This window comes from Mycobacterium gastri (assembly GCF_002102175.1).
GTDB classification, from domain to species: Bacteria; Actinomycetota; Actinomycetes; order Mycobacteriales; family Mycobacteriaceae; genus Mycobacterium; species Mycobacterium gastri.
Map to the genome: position 1 here is coordinate 132,898 of NZ_LQOX01000116.1, position 18,867 is coordinate 151,764.

The following is an 18,867-nucleotide window of genomic DNA, read 5'->3' on the forward strand; positions in this document are numbered from 1 at the left end:
CGCGCTGGCATCTAGATAAGGTGTCAGGGCTGGTCATGGCAGATCATGACATTCAGGCAGCCTTGGATGTCGGACTTGGATGTCGGATAAGGGTGATGAGCGAGGTGGTGTCGGTGCTCACTGGGTTGCACCCCAACGCCGGGGCTGGCGTGCGGCTGCCTGCGTTGGCGGCTCAGGTCGCCGCGGTGCCGGCGGGCGGCCCGAATCGTCCCGCCAAAATCCCGGACATCAAGGTCACCGGTGTGACATTGCGCGCCCAGGACGTAGCGCCGGGCGACCTGTTCGCCGCCCTGCCGGGTTCGGCTACGCATGGCGCTCGGTATGCCGGCGACGCGATCGCACGCGGTGCCGTCGCGGTGCTCACCGACGCCGACGGGGTGGCCGAGTTGGGTGCTCACGGGGCGACCGTGCCCGTGCTGGTGCACCCCGCACCCCGCACTGTGCTCGGCGGTCTCGCCGCGACGGTGTACGGACATCCCTCCGAGCGGGTGACCGTCATCGGGATCACCGGAACGTCGGGCAAGACCACCACGACCTATCTGGTGGAGGCCGGTCTGCGGGCCGGCGGTCGGGTCGCCGGGCTGATCGGCACCATCGGCATCCGCATCGACGGGGTCGACATCCCGAGTGCGCTGACTACGCCGGAGGCGCCCGCCTTACAGGCCATGCTCGCGGAAATGTCCGAACGCGGCGTGGACACCGTGGTCATGGAGGTGTCCAGCCACGCGCTGACCCTGGGCCGGGTGGACGGCACCCGCTTCGCCGTCGGCGGCTTCACCAACTTGTCGCGTGACCATCTGGACTTTCACCCCACCATGGAGGATTACTTCGAGGCCAAGGCGCCGCTGTTCGACCCGGCCTCCGCGCTGCGCGCCGGCACCGCCGTGGTGTGCGTGGATGACGAGGCCGGGCGCGCGATGGCCGAGCGGGCCGGGAACGCGATCACCGTGAGTGCCCGCGATCGGGCCGCGCACTGGTGCGCCGTCGACGTGGTGCCGATGGGCGCCGCCGGACAGGAATTCACCGCCGTTGACCCGGCCGGCGTCCAGCACCGGGTGCGCATCGGCTTGCCGGGCAGCTATAACATCGCCAATTGCCTTCTCGCACTGGCGATTTTGGACAGTGTCGGGGTCTCCCCGGAGCAGGCTGCGCCGGGACTGCGGCAGGCGCGAGTCCCCGGGCGCCTGGAACAGGTGGACCGCGGTCAGGATTTTCTGGCTCTGGTCGACTACGCGCACAAGCCGGGCGCCTTACGGGCGGTGTTGACCACGCTGGCGCGCCCGGACCGTCGGCTGGCGGTGGTGTTCGGCGCCGGTGGCGAGCGTGACCCGGGAAAGCGCGCCCCGATGGGTGCCGTGGCCGCGGAGCTGGCCGACCTGGTCGTCGTTACCGACGACAACCCGCGCGGTGAGGATCCCGCGGCGATCCGCAGGGAGATTCTGGCCGGGGCGACCGCGCCAGGCGGCACCGTGGAAGTGGTCGAGGTCGCCGACCGAAGGGACGCGATCCGGCACGCGGTCGCCTGGGCGCGCCCCGGGGACGTGGTCCTGGTTGCCGGCAAGGGCCATGAAACCGGCCAGCGTGGCGGCGGGGAGGTCCGCCCGTTCGACGACCGGGTGGAACTGGCCGAGGCGTTGGCCGCGCGCGAGGCCGGCGGGCTTCCCGGACCCGGGCAGGCACGTCCATGATCGACCTGACCGTGGCCCAGATCGCCGACATCGTCGGCGGCACGCTGGCCGATATCTCGCCGCAGGACGCCGCGCAACGCCGCGTGACCGGGACCGTCGAGTTCGACTCGCGCGCTGTCGGCCCCGGCGGATTGTTTCTGGCGCTGCCGGGCGCGCGTGCTGACGGGCACGACTATGCGGCGGCGGCGGTGGCGGCGGGGGCGGTCGCGGTGCTGGCCGCTCGGCCGGTCGGCGTGCCGGCCGTCGTGGTGGCGCCTGAGCCGTCCCGGGTCGACAGCGCCGCCGGGGTGCTTGAGCACGACGCCGACGGCTCGGGTGCGGCGGTCTTGGCCGCGCTGGCCAAGTTGGCCAAGGCGGTGGCCGCCGAGCTGGTCGCTGGTGGGCTGACCATCGTCGGGATCACCGGTTCGTCGGGCAAGACGTCGACCAAGGATCTGGTGGCCGCGGTGCTGGAGCCGTTGGGTGAGGTCGTTGCCCCGCCCGGATCCTTCAACAACGAGCTGGGTCATCCCTGGACGGTGCTGCGCGCCACTCGCGATACCGACTACCTGATCTTGGAGATGTCGGCGCGCCATCCCGGCAACATCGCCGCGCTGGCCGAGATCGCGACCCCGGCTGTCGGGGTGGTGCTCAACGTCGGCACCGCGCACCTGGGCGAGTTCGGCTCTCGGGAGGCTATTGTGCGGACGAAATCAGAACTGCCGCAAGCTGTTCCGCGATCCGGGGTGGTCATCCTCAATGCCGACGACCCGGCCGTGGCGGCGATGGCCGAGGTGAGCGCGGCGCGGGTGGTTCGGGTCAGTCGCGGCAGCACTGGCGACGTTTGGGCTGGGCCGGTGTCGCTGGACGAGCTGGCCAGGCCGCAGTTCACCATGTACTCAGGCGACGCCGCCGTACAGGTGCAGCTGGGGGTCTACGGCGATCACCAAGTCACCAATGCGCTGTGCGCGGCTGCCGTCGCGCTGGAATGCGGCGCCACCCTCGATCAGGTGGCAACCGCGCTCGGTGGTGCGGGTCCGGTGTCGCGGCATCGCATGCAGGTGACCACCCGCGCGGACGGGGTGACGGTGATCGACGACGCCTACAACGCCAACCCGGACTCGATGCGGGCCGGTCTGCAGGCGCTGGCCTGGATCGCCCACGGTGGCTCCGGCGGCGGGGCCGACCGCCCCGCCAAGAGGCGCAGTTGGGCGGTTTTGGGTGAGATGGCAGAGCTCGGTGCCGACGCCATAGCCGAGCATGACCGCATCGGCCGGCTCGCAGTGCGATTAGATGTGTCTCGACTCGTTGTGGTCGGAACCGGGAGGTCGATGAGCGCCATGCACCACGGAGCGGTCCTGGAAGGGGCGTGGGGCTCCTGGGGGGCTGGGGCCGATAGAGGGGTGGTCAGCGTCGCGCACTCCGATGCCGCCCTGGCACTGTTGCGTGCAGAAATCCGACCCGGGGATGTGGTCCTGATCAAGGCGTCCAACTCGGCTGGTCTGGGCATGCTGGCCGACGCGCTGGTTGCCGAGCGTACCGATGACCGCGGGATCCCGCGCCCATGAGACAGATCCTGCTCGCCGTCGCCATCGCGCTGGCGGTTTCCATCCTGCTCACCCCGGCGCTGATCCGGCTGTTCACCAAACAAGGCTTCGGTCACCACACCCGCGACGACGGCCCACCCAGCCACCACAGCAAGCGCGGTACGCCGTCGATGGGCGGTGTGGCGATTCTGGCCGGCATCTGGGCGGGCTACTTCGGCACCCACCTCGCCGGTCTGGCGTTCGACGGCGAGGGCGTCTCCGCATCGGGTTTGCTGGTGTTGGGCCTGGCCACTGCGCTGGGCGGCGTCGGATTCCTCGACGACATGATCAAAATCCGCAGGTCACGCAACCTCGGGCTGAACAAGAGCGCCAAGACCGTCGGGCAAATCACCTCGGCCGTGCTGTTCGCGGTGCTGGTGCTGCAGTTCCGCAATCCGGCCGGCATCACGCCGGGCAGCGCGCAGCTGTCCTACGTGCGTGAGATCGCCACGGTCACGCTGGCTCCGGCACTGTTCGTGCTGTTCTGCGTGGTCGTGGTCAGCGCCTGGTCAAATGCGGTCAACTTCACTGATGGCCTGGATGGGCTGGCTGCCGGCTGCATGGCGATGGTTACCGGCGCCTACGTGCTGATCACCTTCTGGCAATACCGCAACGCGTGCGTCACCGCGCCCGGGTTGGGCTGCTACAACGTGCGTGACCCGCTGGACCTGGCGCTGATCGCCGCCGCGACCGCCGGCGCCTGCATCGGCTTCCTGTGGTGGAACGCCGCGCCGGCGAAGATCTTCATGGGCGACACCGGCTCCCTGGCGTTGGGTGGTGTGATCGCCGGGCTGTCGGTGACCAGCCGCACCGAGCTGCTGGCGGTGGTGCTGGGCTCGCTGTTCGTCGCCGAGATCACGTCGGTGGTACTGCAGATTCTGACGTTCCGCACGACGGGGCGCCGGGTGTTCCGGATGGCGCCCTTCCACCACCACTTCGAGCTGGTCGGCTGGGCCGAAACCACGGTGATCATCCGTTTCTGGCTGCTCACCGCCATCAGCTGCGGTTTGGGTGTGGCCTTGTTCTACGGTGAATTTCTGGCTGCGATCGGTGCCTGACGTGCTTGAGCCCCTGGTGCCGGGCGCGCCGGTGCTGATCGCCGGTGGCCGGGTGACCGGCCGCGCCGTGCTGGCGGCGCTGACCCGGTTCGGTGCGACGCCTACGGTGTGCGACGACGATCCGGTGATGCTAAAGCCTTATGCCGACGACGGTGTGGCGACCGTGGAGCCGTCGGCGGCGGTATCGCAGATCGCCGAGTATTCCTTGGTGGTCACCAGCCCCGGGTTCCAGCCGACGACGCCGGTGCTGGCCGCGGCCGCCGCCGTGGGCGTGCCGATCTGGGGTGATGTCGAGCTGGCCTGGCGGCTGGATGCGGCGGGCCGCTACGGGCCGCCGCGCCGCTGGCTGGTGGTGACCGGCACCAACGGCAAGACCACTACGACCTCGATGCTGCAGCGCATGCTGACCGCGGCCGGCCGGCGCAGCGTACTGTGCGGAAACATCGGCAGCCCGGTGCTGGAGGTGCTCGACCAGCCAGCCGATGTGCTGGCCGTCGAGTTGTCGAGTTTCCAGCTGTACTGGGCGCCGTCGCTGCGGCCCGAGGCCGGCGTGGTGCTCAACATCGCCGAGGATCACCTGGACTGGCATGGCGCCATGGCCGCCTACACCGAGGCCAAGGCGCGGGTGCTGACCGGCCGGGTGGCGGTGGTCGGCCTGGACGATCCCCGCGCGGCGGCCCTGCTGGATACCGCGCCGGCGCAGGTGCGAGCCGGCTTCCGGCTCGGTGAGCCCGCAGCGGGGGAGCTGGGCGTGCGCGACGGCTACCTGGTTGACCGCGCCTTCGCCGCCGACCTGCCGCTGCTGCCGGTCGCTTCCATCCCGGTCCCAGGCCCGGTCGGGGTGCTCGACGCGCTGGCCGCGGCCGCGCTGGCCCGCTCCGTCGGGGTGTCCGCCGAGGCGATCGCGGACGCGGTCGCGTCGTTCCAGGTCGGCCGGCACCGTTCGGAAGTGGTGGCGGTCGTCGACGGCGTCACCTACGTCGACGACTCCAAGGCCACCAACCCGCACGCCGCGCAGGCATCGGTGCTGGCCTACCCGCGGGTAATCTGGCTGGCCGGCGGGCTGCTCAAGGGCGCATCCGTGGATGCCGAGGTGGCGCGCATGGCATCGAGGCTGGTCGGTGCGGTGCTCATCGGTCGCGACCGGGCAGCGGTTGCCGAGGCGTTATCACGACACGCGCCGGATGTCCCCGTCGTCCAGGTTGTGACAGGCGAGGATGCTGATATGGCTGTGGCTTGTGATGCTGATGTGACAAAAGTTGATGATTCCGTCGAACCGCTCGGCGCGCGCGTGATGACCGCCGCGGTGGCCGCGGCCAAAGAGATGGCCAAGCCCGGCGACACGGTGCTGCTGGCGCCGGCCGGCGCATCGTTCGACCAGTTCGACGGCTACGCGGACCGAGGTGACGCGTTCGCGGCCGCGGTACGCGCCGCGGTCCGGTAGCCGGGCATGCGCAGCGCATTCACCCGGCTGATGCGCCGGGGCAAGGCTGGCGACGACGCCGCCGCCCACGGGCCGGTCGAGCCGGAAGGGACGGCCCAGGCTGACGAGCAGGTCGACGCTGCGGCTTCCCCGGACGAGCAGACCGGCGAGCAGACCGGCGAGAAGTCGGCCGAGAAATCCCGTGCCAAGCCCGAGGAGGCCGGTCCGCGCACCCGGTTCGGCGTCTGGCTGGGCCGGCCCATGACCTCGTTTCACCTGATCATCGCCGTCGCCGCGCTGCTCACCACGCTCGGCCTGATCATGGTGCTCTCGGCCTCCGGAGTGCGGTCCTATGACGACGACGGGTCGGCCTGGGTGATCTTCGGCAAGCAGGTGTTGTGGACCGTCGTCGGTCTCATCGGCTGCTACGTCGGGCTACGCATGTCGGTGCAGTTCCTCCGCCGCATCGCCTTCTCCGCCTTCGCGTTCACCATTGTGTTGTTGGTGCTGGTGCTGATTCCGGGAATCGGCAAGGAAGCCAACGGTTCCCGCGGCTGGTTCGTGGTGGCGGGCTTTTCGATGCAGCCGTCGGAGCTGACCAAGATGGCGTTCGCGGTCTGGGGTGCGCATCTGCTGGCGGCCCGGCGGATGGAGCGCGCGTCGCTGCGGGAAATGCTGATTCCGCTGGTGCCGGCCGCGGTCGTGGCGCTGGCGTTGATCGTGGCCCAGCCCGACCTGGGACAGACGGTGTCGATGGGCATCATCCTGCTCGGGCTGCTGTGGTACGCGGGGTTGCCGCTGCGCGTTTTCGCCAGCTCACTGGCAGCGGTCGTCATCTCCGCGGCGATCCTGGCGATGACCGCGGGTTACCGGTCCGACCGGGTGCGGTCTTGGCTCGATCCCGACAACGACCCGATGGACTCGGGCTACCAGGCCCGGCAGGCCAAGTTCGCGCTGGCTCACGGCGGCATCTTCGGCGACGGGCTGGGCCAGGGTGTGGCCAAGTGGAACTACCTGCCCAACGCCCACAACGACTTCATCTTCGCAATCATCGGCGAGGAGCTCGGCTTCATCGGCGCCCTGGGGTTGCTGGGACTGTTCGGGCTGTTCGCCTATACCGGCATGCGGATCGCTCGCCGGTCGGCCGACCCGTTTCTGCGGCTGTTGACCGCCACCGTCACGTTGTGGGTGCTGGGACAGGCGTTCATCAATGTCGGTTACGTGATCGGGCTGCTGCCGGTCACCGGACTGCAGCTGCCGCTGATCTCGGCCGGCGGCACTTCGACGGCCACCACCTTGTCGATGATCGGTGTCATCGCCAACGCCGCGCGGCATGAACCCGAGGCGGTGGCCGCGCTGCGCGCGGGCCGCGACGATACAGTGAACCGACTGCTGCGGCTGCCGCTACCCAAGCCTTACGAGCCGACCCGCCTCGAGGCGTTTCGCGACCGCAAGCGCCCTCACCCGCAACCGGCCAAGCAGCCGGCCGCCCGGAAGGCGCCCAAGGCGGTTCGCAAACCCGGGGAGCCGGCGCGACCGGCGTTGCCGCGCCGGGCCGATCGGCCGGTTCGCAGGTCCGTGGGTACCGCTCACGCGCCGGGGCGGGGGCACCACCCGCCCGCGGGGGAGCATCATGGAGCGGGTCAGCGGTACGCCGGCCAGCGTCAGGCAGGTCGGGTTCGGGCATTGGAAGGTCAGCGTTACGGGTGAACGACTCGGTCAGGGAGCCGGCCGGTGGGCAGCGGGTGACCGACTACGGTCCTTCGCTGTCGATCGTGCTCGCCGGCGGCGGCACCGCCGGCCATGTGGAGCCCGCGATGGCCGTCGCCGACGCGCTCAGCGCCCTGGAGCCGAATGTCCGGATCACCGCGCTGGGCACCCCCCGCGGGCTGGAGACGACGTTGGTACCCGCCCGCGGCTATCACCTGGAGCTGATCACCCCGGTGCCGTTGCCGCGCAAACCCAGTGGCGACCTGGCCCGGCTGCCGTCGCGGGTGTGGCGTGCCGTCGCGGAGACCCGGGCGGTGCTCGACGCGGTCGACGCCGACGTCGTGGTCGGTTTCGGTGGCTATGTCGCGCTGCCCGCCTACCTGGCCGCGCGGGGCATCCCCGGCATGCGCAGGCGCCGCCGCGGCATCCCGGTGGTGATCCACGAGGCCAACGCCAGGGCCGGGCTGGCCAACCGGGTGGGTGCCCGCAGGGCCGACCGGGTGCTGTCGGCGGTGCCGGATTGCGGGCTGCGGGGCGCCGAGGTGGTCGGGATTCCGGTCAGGCAGGCCATCACCGGTTTGGACCGCGCGGCGCTGCGCGCCGAGGCCCGGGCCCACTTCGGCTTCGCCGACGACGCCCGGGTGCTGCTGGTGTTCGGCGGTTCGCAGGGCGCGGTCTCGCTCAACCGGGCGGTCTCGGCGGCCGCGGCCGAGCTGGCCGCCGCGGGTGTTTCCGTCTTGCATGCCCACGGGCCCAAGAACGTCTTGGAGCTGCGCACCCCCGACGCCGGTGACCCGCCCTACGTCGCGGTGCCTTATCTGGACCGAATGGATCTGGCCTACGCCGCCGCCGACCTGGTGATCTGCCGATCCGGGGCGATGACGGTCGCCGAGGTGTCGGCGGTAGGGCTGCCGGCCATCTACGTGCCGCTGCCGATCGGCAACGGCGAGCAGCGGCTCAATGCGCTGCCGGTGGTCAACGCCGGCGGCGGCATGGTGGTTGCCGACGCCGACCTCACGCCGGCCCTGGTGGCTCGCGAAGTCGCCGGGCTGCTCACCGATCCGCCTCGGCTGGCGGCGATGACGGCCGCCGCCGCGCAGGTGGGACACCGTGATGCGGCCCGGCAGGTGGCCCGGGCGGCGCTGGACACCGCGCGGTGGGCTCGTGCCAGGAGAGCCTCCAGGAGAGCCAAGTGAACACCGGGCAGTTGCCGCCCGAACTGCAGCGGGTCCACCTGGTCGGCATCGGCGGAGCCGGCATGTCGGGCATTGCCCGCATCCTGCTGGACCGCGGCGGCCTGGTGTCGGGCTCGGACGCCAAGGAGTCACGCGGCCTGCACGCGTTGCGGGCGCGCGGCGCGCTAATCCGGATCGGGCACGACGCGGCGTCACTGGACCTGCTGCCTGGCGGCGTCACCGCCGTCATCACCACCCGTGCCGCCATCCCCAAGACCAATCCCGAACTGGTCGAAGCCCGGCGCCGCGGCATCCCGGTACTGCTGCGACCGGTCGTGCTGGCCAAGCTGATGGCCGGCCGCACCACGCTGATGGTCACCGGAACGCACGGCAAGACCACCACCACGTCGATGCTGATCGTCGCGCTGCAGCACTGCGGGCGCGACCCCTCCTTCGCGGTGGGCGGTGAACTGGGCGAGGCCGGCACCAATGCCCATCACGGCAGTGGGGACTGCTTTGTCGCCGAAGCCGACGAAAGCGACGGTTCGCTGTTGGAGTACACCCCCGACGTCGCCGTGATCACCAACATCGAGTCCGACCACCTGGACTTCTACGGCAGCACCGAGGCTTACGTCGGGGTGTTCGACTCCTTCGTGGAGCGGCTGGCGCCCGGGGGCGCGCTGGTGGTGTGCACCGACGACCCTGGCGCGGCCGCACTGGCCCGACGCTCCGCCGAGCTGGGGATCCGGGTGTTGCGCTACGGGTCGGCCGAAACCGCCGGTGCGCCGTTGGCCGCGACATTGCTGTCCTGGGAACAGCAGGGCACCGAAGCTGTGGCGCACCTCCGGTTGGCCGGTGAGCGGCACCCGCGGGTGATGCGGCTCGCGGTGCCCGGACGGCACATGGCACTCAATGCGCTGGGTGCGTTGCTGGCGGCGATCGAGGTGGACGCCGCGATCGACGAGGTGCTCGACGGCCTGGCCGGTTTCGAGGGAGTGCGTCGTCGATTCGAGCTGGTCGGCACGGTGGGATCGATACGGGTGTTCGACGATTATGCCCACCACCCAACCGAGGTCGGCGCGACGCTGGCGGCGGTGCGCTCGGTCGTCCAGCAGGGCGGCAACGGTCGGCTGCTGGTCGTTTTCCAGCCGCATTTGTACTCGCGCACCAAGGCTTTCGCTGCTGAGTTCGGTCGCGCCCTCAGCGCCGCCGACGCGGTGTTCGTGCTCGACGTCTACGGCGCCCGCGAACAACCGCTCGCCGGCGTCAGCGGAGCCAGCGTCGCCGAGCACGTGCGCGTGCCGGTGCGCTACCTTCCCGATTTCTCGGCGGTGGCCGGCGAGGTTGCGGCCGCCGCGGGGCCGGGCGACGTCATCGTCACCATGGGCGCCGGAGACGTCACCCTGTTGGGGCCGGAGATAGTGTCCGCACTGCGGGCGCAGGCCAACCGCGGCACGCCCGGCCGGCCCGGAGTTCTGCAGTGAGCCAGCCCGACGAAGGCAGCCCGATCGACGTGGTCGCCGACGATTCCGCAGACGTCGGTGCCGACGCGGTCACCGAGCCGCTCAGCACCGAGGCGTCCGAGGCGTCGGACGCGCAGCAGTCGGCAGCCGACGGCGAATTCGATGGGCCGCGCCGGCGGGCCCGGCGCGAACGTGCCGAGCGCCGTGCCGCCCAGGCTCGCGCTGTCGCCATCGAGCAAGCCCGGCGCGAGGCCAAACGACGGGCCCGAGGCCAAGTCGTCAAAGAGCCCAAACCCGTTGCGCGCGGCGTTGTTCAGGGATTGAAGATGCTGCTGGCCACCGTGGTGTTACTCGTCGTCGGGGTGGGGCTGGCGCTGATCCTGTACTTCACGCCCGCGATGTCGGCGCGCGACATCGTCGTCGTCGGGGTCGGCGCGGTGACCCGCGAGGAGGTTCTCGACGCCGCCCAGGTGCGCCCCGGAACGCCGTTGCTGCAAATCAACACCAGTCAGGTCGCCGACCGGGTGGCGGCGATCCGGCGCGTGGCCAGCGCCCGGGTACAGCGTCAGTACCCGTCGGCGCTGCGGATCACCATCGTGGAACGGGTCCCGGTGGTGGTCAAGGACTTCCCCGACGGGCCGCACCTGTTCGACCGCGACGGCGTGGATTTCGCGACCGGTCCGCCGCCACCGGCGCTGCCGTATATCGATGTGGACAATCCGGGCCCGACGGATCCGGCCACCTTGGCCGCCTTGCAGGTGTTGACCGCGCTGCGTCCCGAGGTAGCGGGCCAGGTGGGCCGGATCGCGGCGCCCTCGGTGTCCTCGATCACCCTCACGCTGGCCGACGGGCGAATGGTGATTTGGGGGACCACCGACCGCGCCGAGGAGAAGGCCGAGAAGCTGGCGGCGTTGTTGACCCAGCCGGGGCGGACCTACGACGTGTCCAGCCCGGACCTGCCGACCGTGAAATGACGCGGGCTCAGCGAACCGGCCCGCAAAAAATTTGCCGGTGACGCGTCGGCGCGCCTGCACGGTTAGCACCCGTCGTACCCATACGGTTCTGGTTACGCGGAAGTACTTGACATAACTCTAAATCTATGGTTGAGGTTGAGGGTTTCGCAAGCAGACACACCGCACGGGACAGGACCGAGTTCCCTTCAGGGAGGAAGACGAATGATGACCCCCCCGCATAACTACCTGGCCGTCATCAAAGTCGTGGGCATCGGCGGCGGCGGCGTCAACGCCGTCAACCGGATGATCGAGCAGGGACTCAAGGGCGTGGAGTTCATCGCGATCAACACCGACGCGCAGGCTTTGTTGATGAGCGATGCCGACGTCAAGCTCGACGTGGGCCGCGATTCGACCCGAGGGCTGGGCGCCGGCGCCGACCCGGAGGTGGGACGCAAGGCCGCCGAGGACGCCAAGGACGAGATCGAGGAGCTGCTCCGCGGAGCCGACATGGTGTTCGTCACCGCCGGTGAGGGCGGCGGCACCGGAACCGGCGGGGCGCCCGTCGTCGCCAGCATTGCCCGCAAACTGGGGGCGTTGACCGTCGGCGTCGTCACCCGGCCGTTCTCCTTTGAGGGCAAGCGGCGAAGCAACCAGGCCGAAAACGGCATCTCGGCCCTGCGGGAGAGCTGCGACACCCTCATCGTGATTCCCAACGACCGGCTGTTGCAGATGGGTGATGCCGCGGTGTCGCTGATGGACGCCTTCCGCAGCGCCGACGAGGTGCTGCTCAACGGTGTGCAGGGCATCACCGACCTGATCACCACGCCGGGTCTGATCAACGTCGACTTCGCCGACGTCAAGGGCATCATGTCCGGCGCCGGCACCGCGCTGATGGGCATCGGCTCGGCCCGCGGTGACGGCCGGTCGCTCAAGGCCGCCGAGATAGCCATCAACTCGCCGCTGCTGGAAGCCTCGATGGAGGGCGCACAGGGCGTGCTGATGTCGATCGCGGGCGGCAGCGACCTGGGCCTGTTCGAGATCAACGAGGCGGCCTCGCTGGTGCAGGACGCCGCTCATCCCGACGCCAACATCATCTTCGGCACCGTCATCGACGACTCACTCGGCGACGAGGTACGGGTAACGGTGATCGCGGCGGGCTTCGAGGCCGGCGGTGCCAGCCGCAAGCCTCCCGGGGTGGCCGAGACGGGCGGCGCGCACCGCATCGAGTCGGCCAGGGCCGGCAAGCTCACCTCCACGCTGTTCGAGCCGGTCGACGCCGTCAGCGTGCCACTGCACACCAACGGGGCCACCCTGAGCATTGGCGGCGATGACGACGACGTCGATGTGCCGCCCTTCATGCGCCGCTGAGGGTCTCGATTTGCTTGCCAGTGCGCGACAAACCGGCCGCGGCGCGACATTGGTGCAACCTGGCGGGCATCGGGCTTCGGATACTGAGAAGGTGAGCGTTCGCATCCGCCGGGTGATCACCACCCGGGCGGGCGGTGTGTCCAGGCCGCCGTTCGACACCTTCAACCTCGGCGACCACGTCGGTGACGACCCAGCCGCCGTGGCGGCCAACCGGGCCCGGCTGGCCGCCGCCATCGGGCTGCCCGCCGAACGGGTGGTGTGGATGAACCAGGTCCACGGTGACCGGATCGCGGTGGTCGACGAGCCGCAGAGCGCCGCCGTCGGCGGCAGGGTGGGCGCCGACGGATTGGTGACCGGCACCCGCGGATTGGCGCTGGCGGTGCTGACGGCCGATTGCGTGCCGGTATTGCTGGCGGATGCGCGTGCCGGTGTCATCGCGGCGGTTCATGCCGGCCGGGTCGGTGCACAACACGGGGTGGTGGCCCGCGCGGTCGAGGCGATGCTGGATCGGGGCGCGCGGGCTGGCGACATCTCGGCGCTGCTGGGCCCGGCGGCCAGTGGCCGCAATTACGAAGTGCCCGCCGGCATGGCCGAGGAGGTCGAGGCGGCGTTGCCGGGCAGCCGCACCACCACGTCGGCCGGAACGCCCGCACTCGATCTTCGCGCCGGAATCGCTTGCCAGCTACGAGGTTTGGGCATTACCTCTATCGATGTCGACCCCCGGTGCACGGTCGCAGACCCGACGTTGTTCAGCCATCGGCGCGGCGCCCCCACCGGGCGGCTGGCGTCTTTGGTGTGGATGGAATGACCGCGATGGTGGTAGATCTTTCGGCGCAGTCAGACCGTCAATCGGAATTGACGCACGCGTTGGCCGCGGTGCGGTCCCGGCTCGCGGCCGCGGCCGAGGCGGCCGGTCGTAATGTCGGCGAAATTGAACTCCTGCCCATTACCAAACTCTTTCCAGCAACCGATGTTGTGATTTTGTGCCGATTGGGTTGCCGCGCCGTTGGCGAATCCCGCGAACAGGAAGCTTCGGCCAAGGCGGCCGAAGTGGCTCGGCTGTTGGCGGCGCCGTCAAAGGCCGGGCATGGCGGCATCAACTGGCACATGGTGGGACGAATCCAGCGCAACAAAGTGCGTTCGCTGGCGCGGTGGGCGCACACAGCTCATTCGGTCGACAGCCCGCGGTTGGTGACGGCGCTGGATCGGGCGGTCACCGCGGCGCTGGCCGAACGCCGTCGCGAGCATCCGTTGCGGGTTTACGTCCAGGTCAGCCTCGACGGCGACGTGTCACGCGGGGGTGTGGACATCACCGAGCCCGGAGCGGTGGATCTTATCTGCGCGCAAGTGGACGAGTCGCCGAGCCTGGAACTGGTCGGTTTGATGGGCATCCCGCCCCTGGACTGGGATCCGGACAAGGCGTTTGACCGGCTGCAATCCGAGCACAGCAGGGTGCGCGAGTCGTTCCCCCGGGCGGTTGGGCTGTCCGCCGGCATGTCCAGTGATTTAGAAACCGCCGTCAAACATGGTTCGACCTGTGTGCGTGTCGGTACCGCGCTATTGGGTCCGCGGCGGTTACGGTCACCGTGAATAGTCACTGTAGTCACACCTTCATCACAGACAACAGGTAACCCAGGGCTAGAAGGGGTCAATCGATGAGCACACTGCACAAGGTCAAGGCCTACTTCGGTATGGCTCCGATGGAGGAATACGACGACGAGTATTACGACGACCGCGCGCCTTCACGCGGTTATTCGCGGCCCCGATTCGACGACGATTACGGCCGTTATGAAGGACGCGACTATGACGATCCCCGGGATCCCCGCCGCGATCCGCGCGCCGATCTGCGTGGCGACTTGCGCGGCGAGCCGGCCGACTATCCGCCGCCCAGTAGCTATCGCGGCGGGTATCCCGACGAACCGCGATTCCCGCCCCGCGAGTTCGACCGCCCCGACATGGCACGGCCGCGCTTCGGCTCATGGTTGCGCAACTCCACTCGCGGCGCGCTGGCGATGGATCCGCGCCGGATGGCGATGATGTTCGAGGAAGGTCACCCGCTGTCCAAGATCACCACGCTGCGGCCCAAGGACTACGGCGAGGCGCGCACTATCGGCGAGCGGTTCCGCGACGGCACGCCCGTCATCATGGACCTGGTGTCGATGGACAACGCCGACGCCAAACGGCTCGTCGACTTCGCGGCGGGTTTGGCCTTCGCGTTGCGCGGCTCGTTCGACAAGGTCGCCACCAAGGTGTTCCTGCTGTCGCCTGCGGACGTCGACGTGACCCCGGAGGAGCGTCGCCGGATCGCCGAAACCGGTTTCTACGCTTACCAATAGCCACATCTGGTGATGCACAGCCCGGTGGGTGGCAGCTGAGCCCGCCGGGCTGGTTGCGGGCCCGGCCCGGCCGCCGGCGATCGCACCACATGTGTGTCCGTCGGCCGAGTCGGTAGGCTTGCGCTTGCCGGCCTCACGGACGGCACATTCACATCCTCGTCGGTAAGGTCGGGCTCTCGTTGGTGCTGTTTTTTCAGATCCTTGGGTTTGCGCTGTTCATCTTCTGGCTGCTGCTGATCGCGCGGGTCGTCGTCGAGTTCATCCGCTCGTTCAGCCGCGACTGGCGCCCGACCGGGCTGACGGTGGTGATCCTCGAGATCATCATGTCGATCACGGATCCACCGGTGAAGCTGCTGCGCCGACTGATCCCGCAACTCACCATCGGCGCGGTGCGCTTCGACCTGTCCATCATGGTGCTGCTGCTGGTGGCGTTCATCGGGATGCAGCTGGCGTTCGGCGCCGCGGCCTGAGCCGTGCAGGCATTGCCGGGACATAGTTGGGCGACGGTTCGGCCACGATTCAGCGACAAGTTTGGGCGCGGGATTTTCAAATCTAAGAAATGTGATTTATTTGCCTCAGAGATTGAAATTGGCCCTTATTTATTAGTCCAATCGGCAACCGCCGAGTCTGGTGTGACAGGATGGACGGTAGTTGCACGACGGCTACCGCTCCGTTCTACACTTTCCAGATCGTTTGACCGTCCAGGAACTCGAGGGGACAAACAATGCCGCTTACACCTGCCGACGTCCACAATGTGGCGTTCAGTAAGCCGCCTATCGGCAAGCGCGGGTACAACGAAGATGAGGTTGACGCCTTCCTTGACCTGGTGGAAAACGAACTGACCCGGCTCATCGAAGAGAATTCCGACCTGCGCCAGCGCATCGCCGAGCTGGACGCGGAGCTGGCCGCCGGCGGCGCCGGCGCCGGCGTGACCGCTGCGCCCACCCAGGCGATGCCGGTCTACGAGCCCGAACCCGAGCCGGTCAGGCCGGCTCCGGTGGGAACCAACGAGGAGCAGGCCCTCAAAGCGGCCCGGGTGCTGAGCCTGGCCCAGGACACCGCCGACCGCCTCACCGCCACCGCCAAGGCCGAGTCGGACAAGATGCTGGCCGATGCCCGCGCCAACGCCGAGCAGATCGTCAGCGAGGCCCGCCATACCGCCGAGACCACCGTCTCCGACGCCCGGCAGCGCGCCGACGCGATGCTTGCCGATGCCCAGGCCCGATCCGAGGCCCAGCTGCGGCAGGCCCAGGAGAAGGCCGATGCCCTGCAGGCCGACGCTGAGCGCAAGCATTCCGAGATCATGGGGACGATCAATCAGCAGCGCACCGTGCTGGAAGGCCGCCTCGAGCAGCTGCGCACGTTCGAGCGCGAGTACCGCACCCGTCTCAAGACGTACTTGGAATCCCAGCTCGAGGAACTCGGTCAGCGCGGCTCGGCGGCACCGGTCGATTCCAGCGCCGACGCCGGCGGTTTCGACCAGTTCAACCGGGGTAACAACTAGCTCGACACGGGCCGCACACTCGCCGGGCTGCAAGGCCGGTGCTGCGAGCTTGGTACGTTTAGTTGCTGCTCGCCGGCTGAAGGATGACCCATGCTGATCATTGCTCTGGTCTTGGCCCTGATTGGGCTCGTTGCGCTGGTGTTCGCCGTGGTCACCAGCAACGTGCTGGTGGCGTGGGTGTGTATCGGCGCCAGCGTGCTGGGCGTGATACTGCTGATCGTCGACGCCATCAGGGAACGTCAGCATCGGGACGCGGGCGGCCAGCACCAGGATGAAGCCGACGAAGAGCCCGCAGCACACCCCGAAGACGAGCAGGCCGTCGACTACCCGGATGACGAGTCCAGCGTCAACGAGTCGTTCGACGACGCCGAATCCGAGGCAACGGAGGAATCGGCGGTGTCCGCCGACGGCGGTGGTGACGAAAGCACCCGCTAAGCGCGGCCTGCGGGCGGCCCCGTCGCTCAGCTACCCTCTCGTTCCGGTCGTGCGGGTCAAGCTGGGGGTGTCATCCATAGTGCGCTTACGGGTAGGGCGAGCAATTTTGGTCCAAACGGCAGCGCCTGCGCACCGGCGTTTAGGACGATGCCAGCGCGGAAGTTGTCGCCGACGCGCTGGGCGAGGTGCCGTAGTCCGCGGAAGTCGCCGGGTCCGACGGTGGAAGCTGCCTTGACCTCGATTCCCACGACATCGCCACGTCGATTCTCGAGCAGGGCGTCAACCTCGACTTGATCTCTGGTCCGGTAATGGAAGAGCGCGACCTCCTCTTCGGACCAGGTCAGCTGGCGTGCCAGTTCCATCAGGACGAATCCCTCGAGGAGCGGTCCGAACTGACCAGTTGGCCGTCGATCGAATGCGTACATGGACGACAGCTCTGCCGGCTCAAGCCGGCCAACGGTTAGTAGATCAAACTAAGTGTGCGAGGGGGACTTGGCCACCTACGACCCGGGTCCTGACCTGGCGAATCGGTATCTGATCGTCGTCCGTGCTGGGGTTGACCCACTCGAATGTTGAGCGGTCGGATTAGGGGTCGAGTTGGGCGGGGGCGACTCGGCACCCGGCGGCTTGGGCTCCGGTGTGCAGGCGTCGGTCCCAGACGGCGACGATTAGGCCGGGCTCACCGACAGCCAACGCGCTGGCCAGATGAACAGCGTCGGCTCCGCGCAAGGCATGGGCTCGGGCGAGGTGGCCGGCGTGCTGTTCAACCGTAGCGGTGAGTTCGACTGGGCGGGTGGCGGCCCAGAAGTCCTCCCAGTCACGCTCGGCATCGGCGAGCTCGGATTCGGCTAGGTCGTGATTGCGGGCCGCTGCAGCGAGTGCGGCGCGGACTTCGGGGTAGGCCAGACGGCTGGACAATGCGGCGTCGCAGCCGTCCCATAGCGCGGACGCCAGCGAGCTCCCTGTCTCGGTGGTGAGAAGTTTGACGAAGGCGCTGGCGTCGAAGTAGACGAGCGGCATCGGTCAGCGCCGCTGGTCGCTGACGCGGTCAGACACCGGCCGCCGCGGTCGGGGTCCGGACCGTCCCGCAGCGACGGGCCGCTGCGCGGTGGCCTTGCCAATCACGCCTTCGGCCGTGAGACGCTCCAAGGTGCCTGCGCTGTCCAGCGCAGTGAGTCGCGCGACCGGAATCCCGCGGTCGGTGATGACGACCTCAGCACCAGCCCGAGCTCGATCGAGCCAATCGCTGAGGTGCGCACGCAACTCGGTCACGGATACATCCACAACCCTGAACTGTACACTCACTGAACCATGATTTGTACGTATCACTACTGGGTGCGGCAACGACGGCCGCGCAGATCAGCGAATTGGTCGAAGAGTTGGGCGGGTTGTCAGCCATGCTTGGCGAGGCAACGGCGGCGGAACGCGCCGAAGTGTACGCAAGCCTTGGCCTGCGTCTTGACTGCGATCCCTACCTGCGACAAGTCAAGGCGACGGCCGACTTGAGTCGTGTCGCCGGATGTGTCCGAGGGGGGACTTGGCCATCTGCGACACGCGTTGTGGTCCTGCGAGTGGGGCGCTGAAAGCGTCGCACGCAGACGCCGGATAGTAGCCCAAGCCTCTTGCGATACCAGCTGGACGAGAATGTAGTCAATCCGAGTTGCGCTTTGATTTTGAGGGCAGCGGCCAGTCATGGGCCGCAGACGATGAACGGCTCCTCCTGGTGTCGGCAGGACTATGTCCGCTGCCGGTCAGGCCACTCCTGATCCGTCGGGCTTCGGCCATGCAATTGGCCCAACGTAGTCTTCGGCGCGTTCGACCTTCGCGGCTACCCGCGCGGACTCATAATTGGTGTGCCTAGGAGGGCTCTGAACAACGGGGCGTGATGGGGCGGGAAGAACGCCGACAAGGCCGTTTCTTCGGCAGTAGGTCAGACCCTGGTTGGTCGACAACGTGGTCGTTCTTCCCGCCGATATCAGTGTGCTGGGCGGGTATCGAGATGGGCAAGTCTGGGCCGTGGCCGTCAGGCCAGGGCCCACCCGCCGTCGGTGCGGGTCAAGCCGCTGTTCACCAGTGTGCGCAGATTGATTGCGGCACAACGGCGTCGCAGCCAGGCGTGATTCTTCTCCACGCCGAGGTAGCGCAGTTTGATCCGCCGTCCGCGGTTGGTGGCGGTCCAGGCCACGATC

Annotated in this window: 17 protein-coding genes and 1 pseudogene; 15 read left to right on the plus strand and 3 right to left on the minus strand. The window is 68.7% G+C overall.

The features are described from left to right. The first annotated feature begins 95 nt into the window (after nucleotides 1-95). From AWC07_RS16105 to AWC07_RS16175, 15 genes are all read left to right on the plus strand, one after another. Nucleotides 96-1,688 (plus strand): UDP-N-acetylmuramoyl-L-alanyl-D-glutamate--2,6-diaminopimelate ligase, encoded by a 1,593-nt coding sequence (locus tag AWC07_RS16105; RefSeq protein ID WP_036414966.1) that lies wholly within the window; start codon nucleotides 96-98, stop codon nucleotides 1,686-1,688. Further along, the gene (locus AWC07_RS16110; RefSeq protein WP_036414968.1) at nucleotides 1,685-3,235 is read left to right on the plus strand and encodes a UDP-N-acetylmuramoyl-tripeptide--D-alanyl-D-alanine ligase; all 1,551 of its coding nucleotides are present in this window, start codon (nucleotides 1,685-1,687) and stop codon (nucleotides 3,233-3,235) included. The genes AWC07_RS16105 and AWC07_RS16110 overlap by 4 nt, the downstream gene beginning before the upstream one ends. Next, nucleotides 3,232-4,311, plus strand: a complete 1,080-nt coding sequence (gene mraY / locus AWC07_RS16115; protein WP_036414970.1) for a phospho-N-acetylmuramoyl-pentapeptide-transferase — start codon at nucleotides 3,232-3,234, stop codon at nucleotides 4,309-4,311. Before AWC07_RS16110 ends, mraY begins: the two co-directional genes overlap by 4 nt. 1 nt (nucleotide 4,312) lies before the next feature. Further along, a complete protein-coding gene (gene murD / locus AWC07_RS16120; protein WP_036414973.1) occupies nucleotides 4,313-5,755 on the plus strand; it encodes a UDP-N-acetylmuramoyl-L-alanine--D-glutamate ligase in 1,443 nt (480 codons plus the stop codon). Nucleotides 5,756-5,785: 30 nt separating this feature from the next. Then, nucleotides 5,786-7,444 (plus strand): putative lipid II flippase FtsW, encoded by a 1,659-nt coding sequence (ftsW, locus tag AWC07_RS16125; protein WP_425271254.1) that lies wholly within the window; start codon nucleotides 5,786-5,788, stop codon nucleotides 7,442-7,444. Then, the gene (gene murG / locus AWC07_RS16130) at nucleotides 7,441-8,640 is read left to right on the plus strand and encodes an undecaprenyldiphospho-muramoylpentapeptide beta-N-acetylglucosaminyltransferase (protein ID WP_036414977.1); all 1,200 of its coding nucleotides are present in this window, start codon (nucleotides 7,441-7,443) and stop codon (nucleotides 8,638-8,640) included. The genes ftsW and murG overlap by 4 nt, the downstream gene beginning before the upstream one ends. Then, nucleotides 8,637-10,103 carry a UDP-N-acetylmuramate--L-alanine ligase gene (murC, locus tag AWC07_RS16135; RefSeq protein WP_036414978.1) on the plus strand — a complete coding sequence of 489 codons (1,467 nt, stop codon included), beginning with the start codon at nucleotides 8,637-8,639 and terminating at the stop codon, nucleotides 10,101-10,103. The genes murG and murC overlap by 4 nt, the downstream gene beginning before the upstream one ends. Then, entirely contained in the window at nucleotides 10,100-11,056 is a 957-nt protein-coding gene (locus AWC07_RS16140; RefSeq protein WP_036414981.1) for a cell division protein FtsQ/DivIB, read from the plus strand. The genes murC and AWC07_RS16140 overlap by 4 nt, the downstream gene beginning before the upstream one ends. A 204-nt stretch (nucleotides 11,057-11,260) precedes the next feature. Beyond that, on the plus strand, nucleotides 11,261-12,403 hold the full coding sequence (ftsZ, locus tag AWC07_RS16145) for a cell division protein FtsZ (protein ID WP_036415022.1): 1,143 nt from the start codon (nucleotides 11,261-11,263) through the stop codon (nucleotides 12,401-12,403). A 91-nt stretch (nucleotides 12,404-12,494) separates the two neighbouring features. After that, nucleotides 12,495-13,211, plus strand: coding sequence for a peptidoglycan editing factor PgeF (gene pgeF, locus AWC07_RS16150; RefSeq protein ID WP_208622430.1), 717 nt, complete (start codon nucleotides 12,495-12,497; stop codon nucleotides 13,209-13,211). Between the two features lie 5 nt (nucleotides 13,212-13,216). Next, the gene (locus AWC07_RS16155; RefSeq protein ID WP_036415024.1) at nucleotides 13,217-13,993 is read left to right on the plus strand and encodes a YggS family pyridoxal phosphate-dependent enzyme; all 777 of its coding nucleotides are present in this window, start codon (nucleotides 13,217-13,219) and stop codon (nucleotides 13,991-13,993) included. Nucleotides 13,994-14,058: 65 nt separating this feature from the next. Then, nucleotides 14,059-14,739 carry a cell division protein SepF gene (locus AWC07_RS16160; RefSeq protein WP_036414987.1) on the plus strand — a complete coding sequence of 227 codons (681 nt, stop codon included), beginning with the start codon at nucleotides 14,059-14,061 and terminating at the stop codon, nucleotides 14,737-14,739. Nucleotides 14,740-14,918: 179 nt separating this feature from the next. After that, on the plus strand, nucleotides 14,919-15,209 hold the full coding sequence (locus AWC07_RS16165) for a YggT family protein (protein ID WP_023364806.1): 291 nt from the start codon (nucleotides 14,919-14,921) through the stop codon (nucleotides 15,207-15,209). A 254-nt stretch (nucleotides 15,210-15,463) separates the two neighbouring features. Then, nucleotides 15,464-16,243 (plus strand): DivIVA-like cell division protein Wag31, encoded by a 780-nt coding sequence (gene wag31, locus AWC07_RS16170; protein WP_036414989.1) that lies wholly within the window; start codon nucleotides 15,464-15,466, stop codon nucleotides 16,241-16,243. 90 nt (nucleotides 16,244-16,333) lie between these two features. After that, entirely contained in the window at nucleotides 16,334-16,678 is a 345-nt protein-coding gene (locus tag AWC07_RS16175; protein WP_036414992.1) for a DUF308 domain-containing protein, read from the plus strand. 56 nt (nucleotides 16,679-16,734) lie between these two features. Here the strand turns inward: AWC07_RS16175 and AWC07_RS16180 are convergent, their stop codons facing one another. From AWC07_RS16180 to AWC07_RS16190, 3 genes and pseudogenes are all read right to left on the minus strand, one after another. Then, nucleotides 16,735-17,103 carry a DUF4143 domain-containing protein gene (locus AWC07_RS16180; protein ID WP_036414994.1) on the minus strand — a complete coding sequence of 123 codons (369 nt, stop codon included), beginning with the start codon at nucleotides 17,101-17,103 and terminating at the stop codon, nucleotides 16,735-16,737. Between the two features lie 160 nt (nucleotides 17,104-17,263). After that, nucleotides 17,264-17,698 (minus strand): type II toxin-antitoxin system VapC family toxin, encoded by a 435-nt coding sequence (locus tag AWC07_RS16185; protein WP_036414996.1) that lies wholly within the window; start codon nucleotides 17,696-17,698, stop codon nucleotides 17,264-17,266. A 3-nt stretch (nucleotides 17,699-17,701) separates the two neighbouring features. Continuing rightward, nucleotides 17,702-18,039 (minus strand): annotated as a pseudogene (locus AWC07_RS16190) (type II toxin-antitoxin system Phd/YefM family antitoxin); the annotation flags it as partial. Between the last annotated feature and the right edge of the window lie 828 nt (nucleotides 18,040-18,867).

Excerpts from the sequence above, each read along its gene's own strand:
- wag31 (WP_036414989.1), top strand. The coding sequence starts at position 15,464 with ATGCCGCTTACACCTGCCGACGTCCACAATGTGGCGTTCAGTAAGCCG.
- mraY (WP_036414970.1), top strand. The coding sequence starts at position 3,232 with ATGAGACAGATCCTGCTCGCCGTCGCCATCGCGCTGGCGGTTTCCATC.
- AWC07_RS16105 (WP_036414966.1), top strand. The coding sequence starts at position 96 with ATGAGCGAGGTGGTGTCGGTGCTCACTGGGTTGCACCCCAACGCCGGG.
- AWC07_RS16185 (WP_036414996.1), bottom strand. The coding sequence starts at position 17,698 with ATGCCGCTCGTCTACTTCGACGCCAGCGCCTTCGTCAAACTTCTCACC.
- AWC07_RS16160 (WP_036414987.1), top strand. The coding sequence starts at position 14,059 with ATGAGCACACTGCACAAGGTCAAGGCCTACTTCGGTATGGCTCCGATG.
- AWC07_RS16155 (WP_036415024.1), top strand. The coding sequence starts at position 13,217 with ATGGTGGTAGATCTTTCGGCGCAGTCAGACCGTCAATCGGAATTGACG.
- ftsW (WP_425271254.1), top strand. The coding sequence starts at position 5,786 with ATGCGCCGGGGCAAGGCTGGCGACGACGCCGCCGCCCACGGGCCGGTC.
- AWC07_RS16110 (WP_036414968.1), top strand. The coding sequence starts at position 1,685 with ATGATCGACCTGACCGTGGCCCAGATCGCCGACATCGTCGGCGGCACG.
- ftsZ (WP_036415022.1), top strand. The coding sequence starts at position 11,261 with ATGACCCCCCCGCATAACTACCTGGCCGTCATCAAAGTCGTGGGCATC.
- AWC07_RS16180 (WP_036414994.1), bottom strand. The coding sequence starts at position 17,103 with ATGTACGCATTCGATCGACGGCCAACTGGTCAGTTCGGACCGCTCCTC.
- AWC07_RS16175 (WP_036414992.1), top strand. The coding sequence starts at position 16,334 with ATGCTGATCATTGCTCTGGTCTTGGCCCTGATTGGGCTCGTTGCGCTG.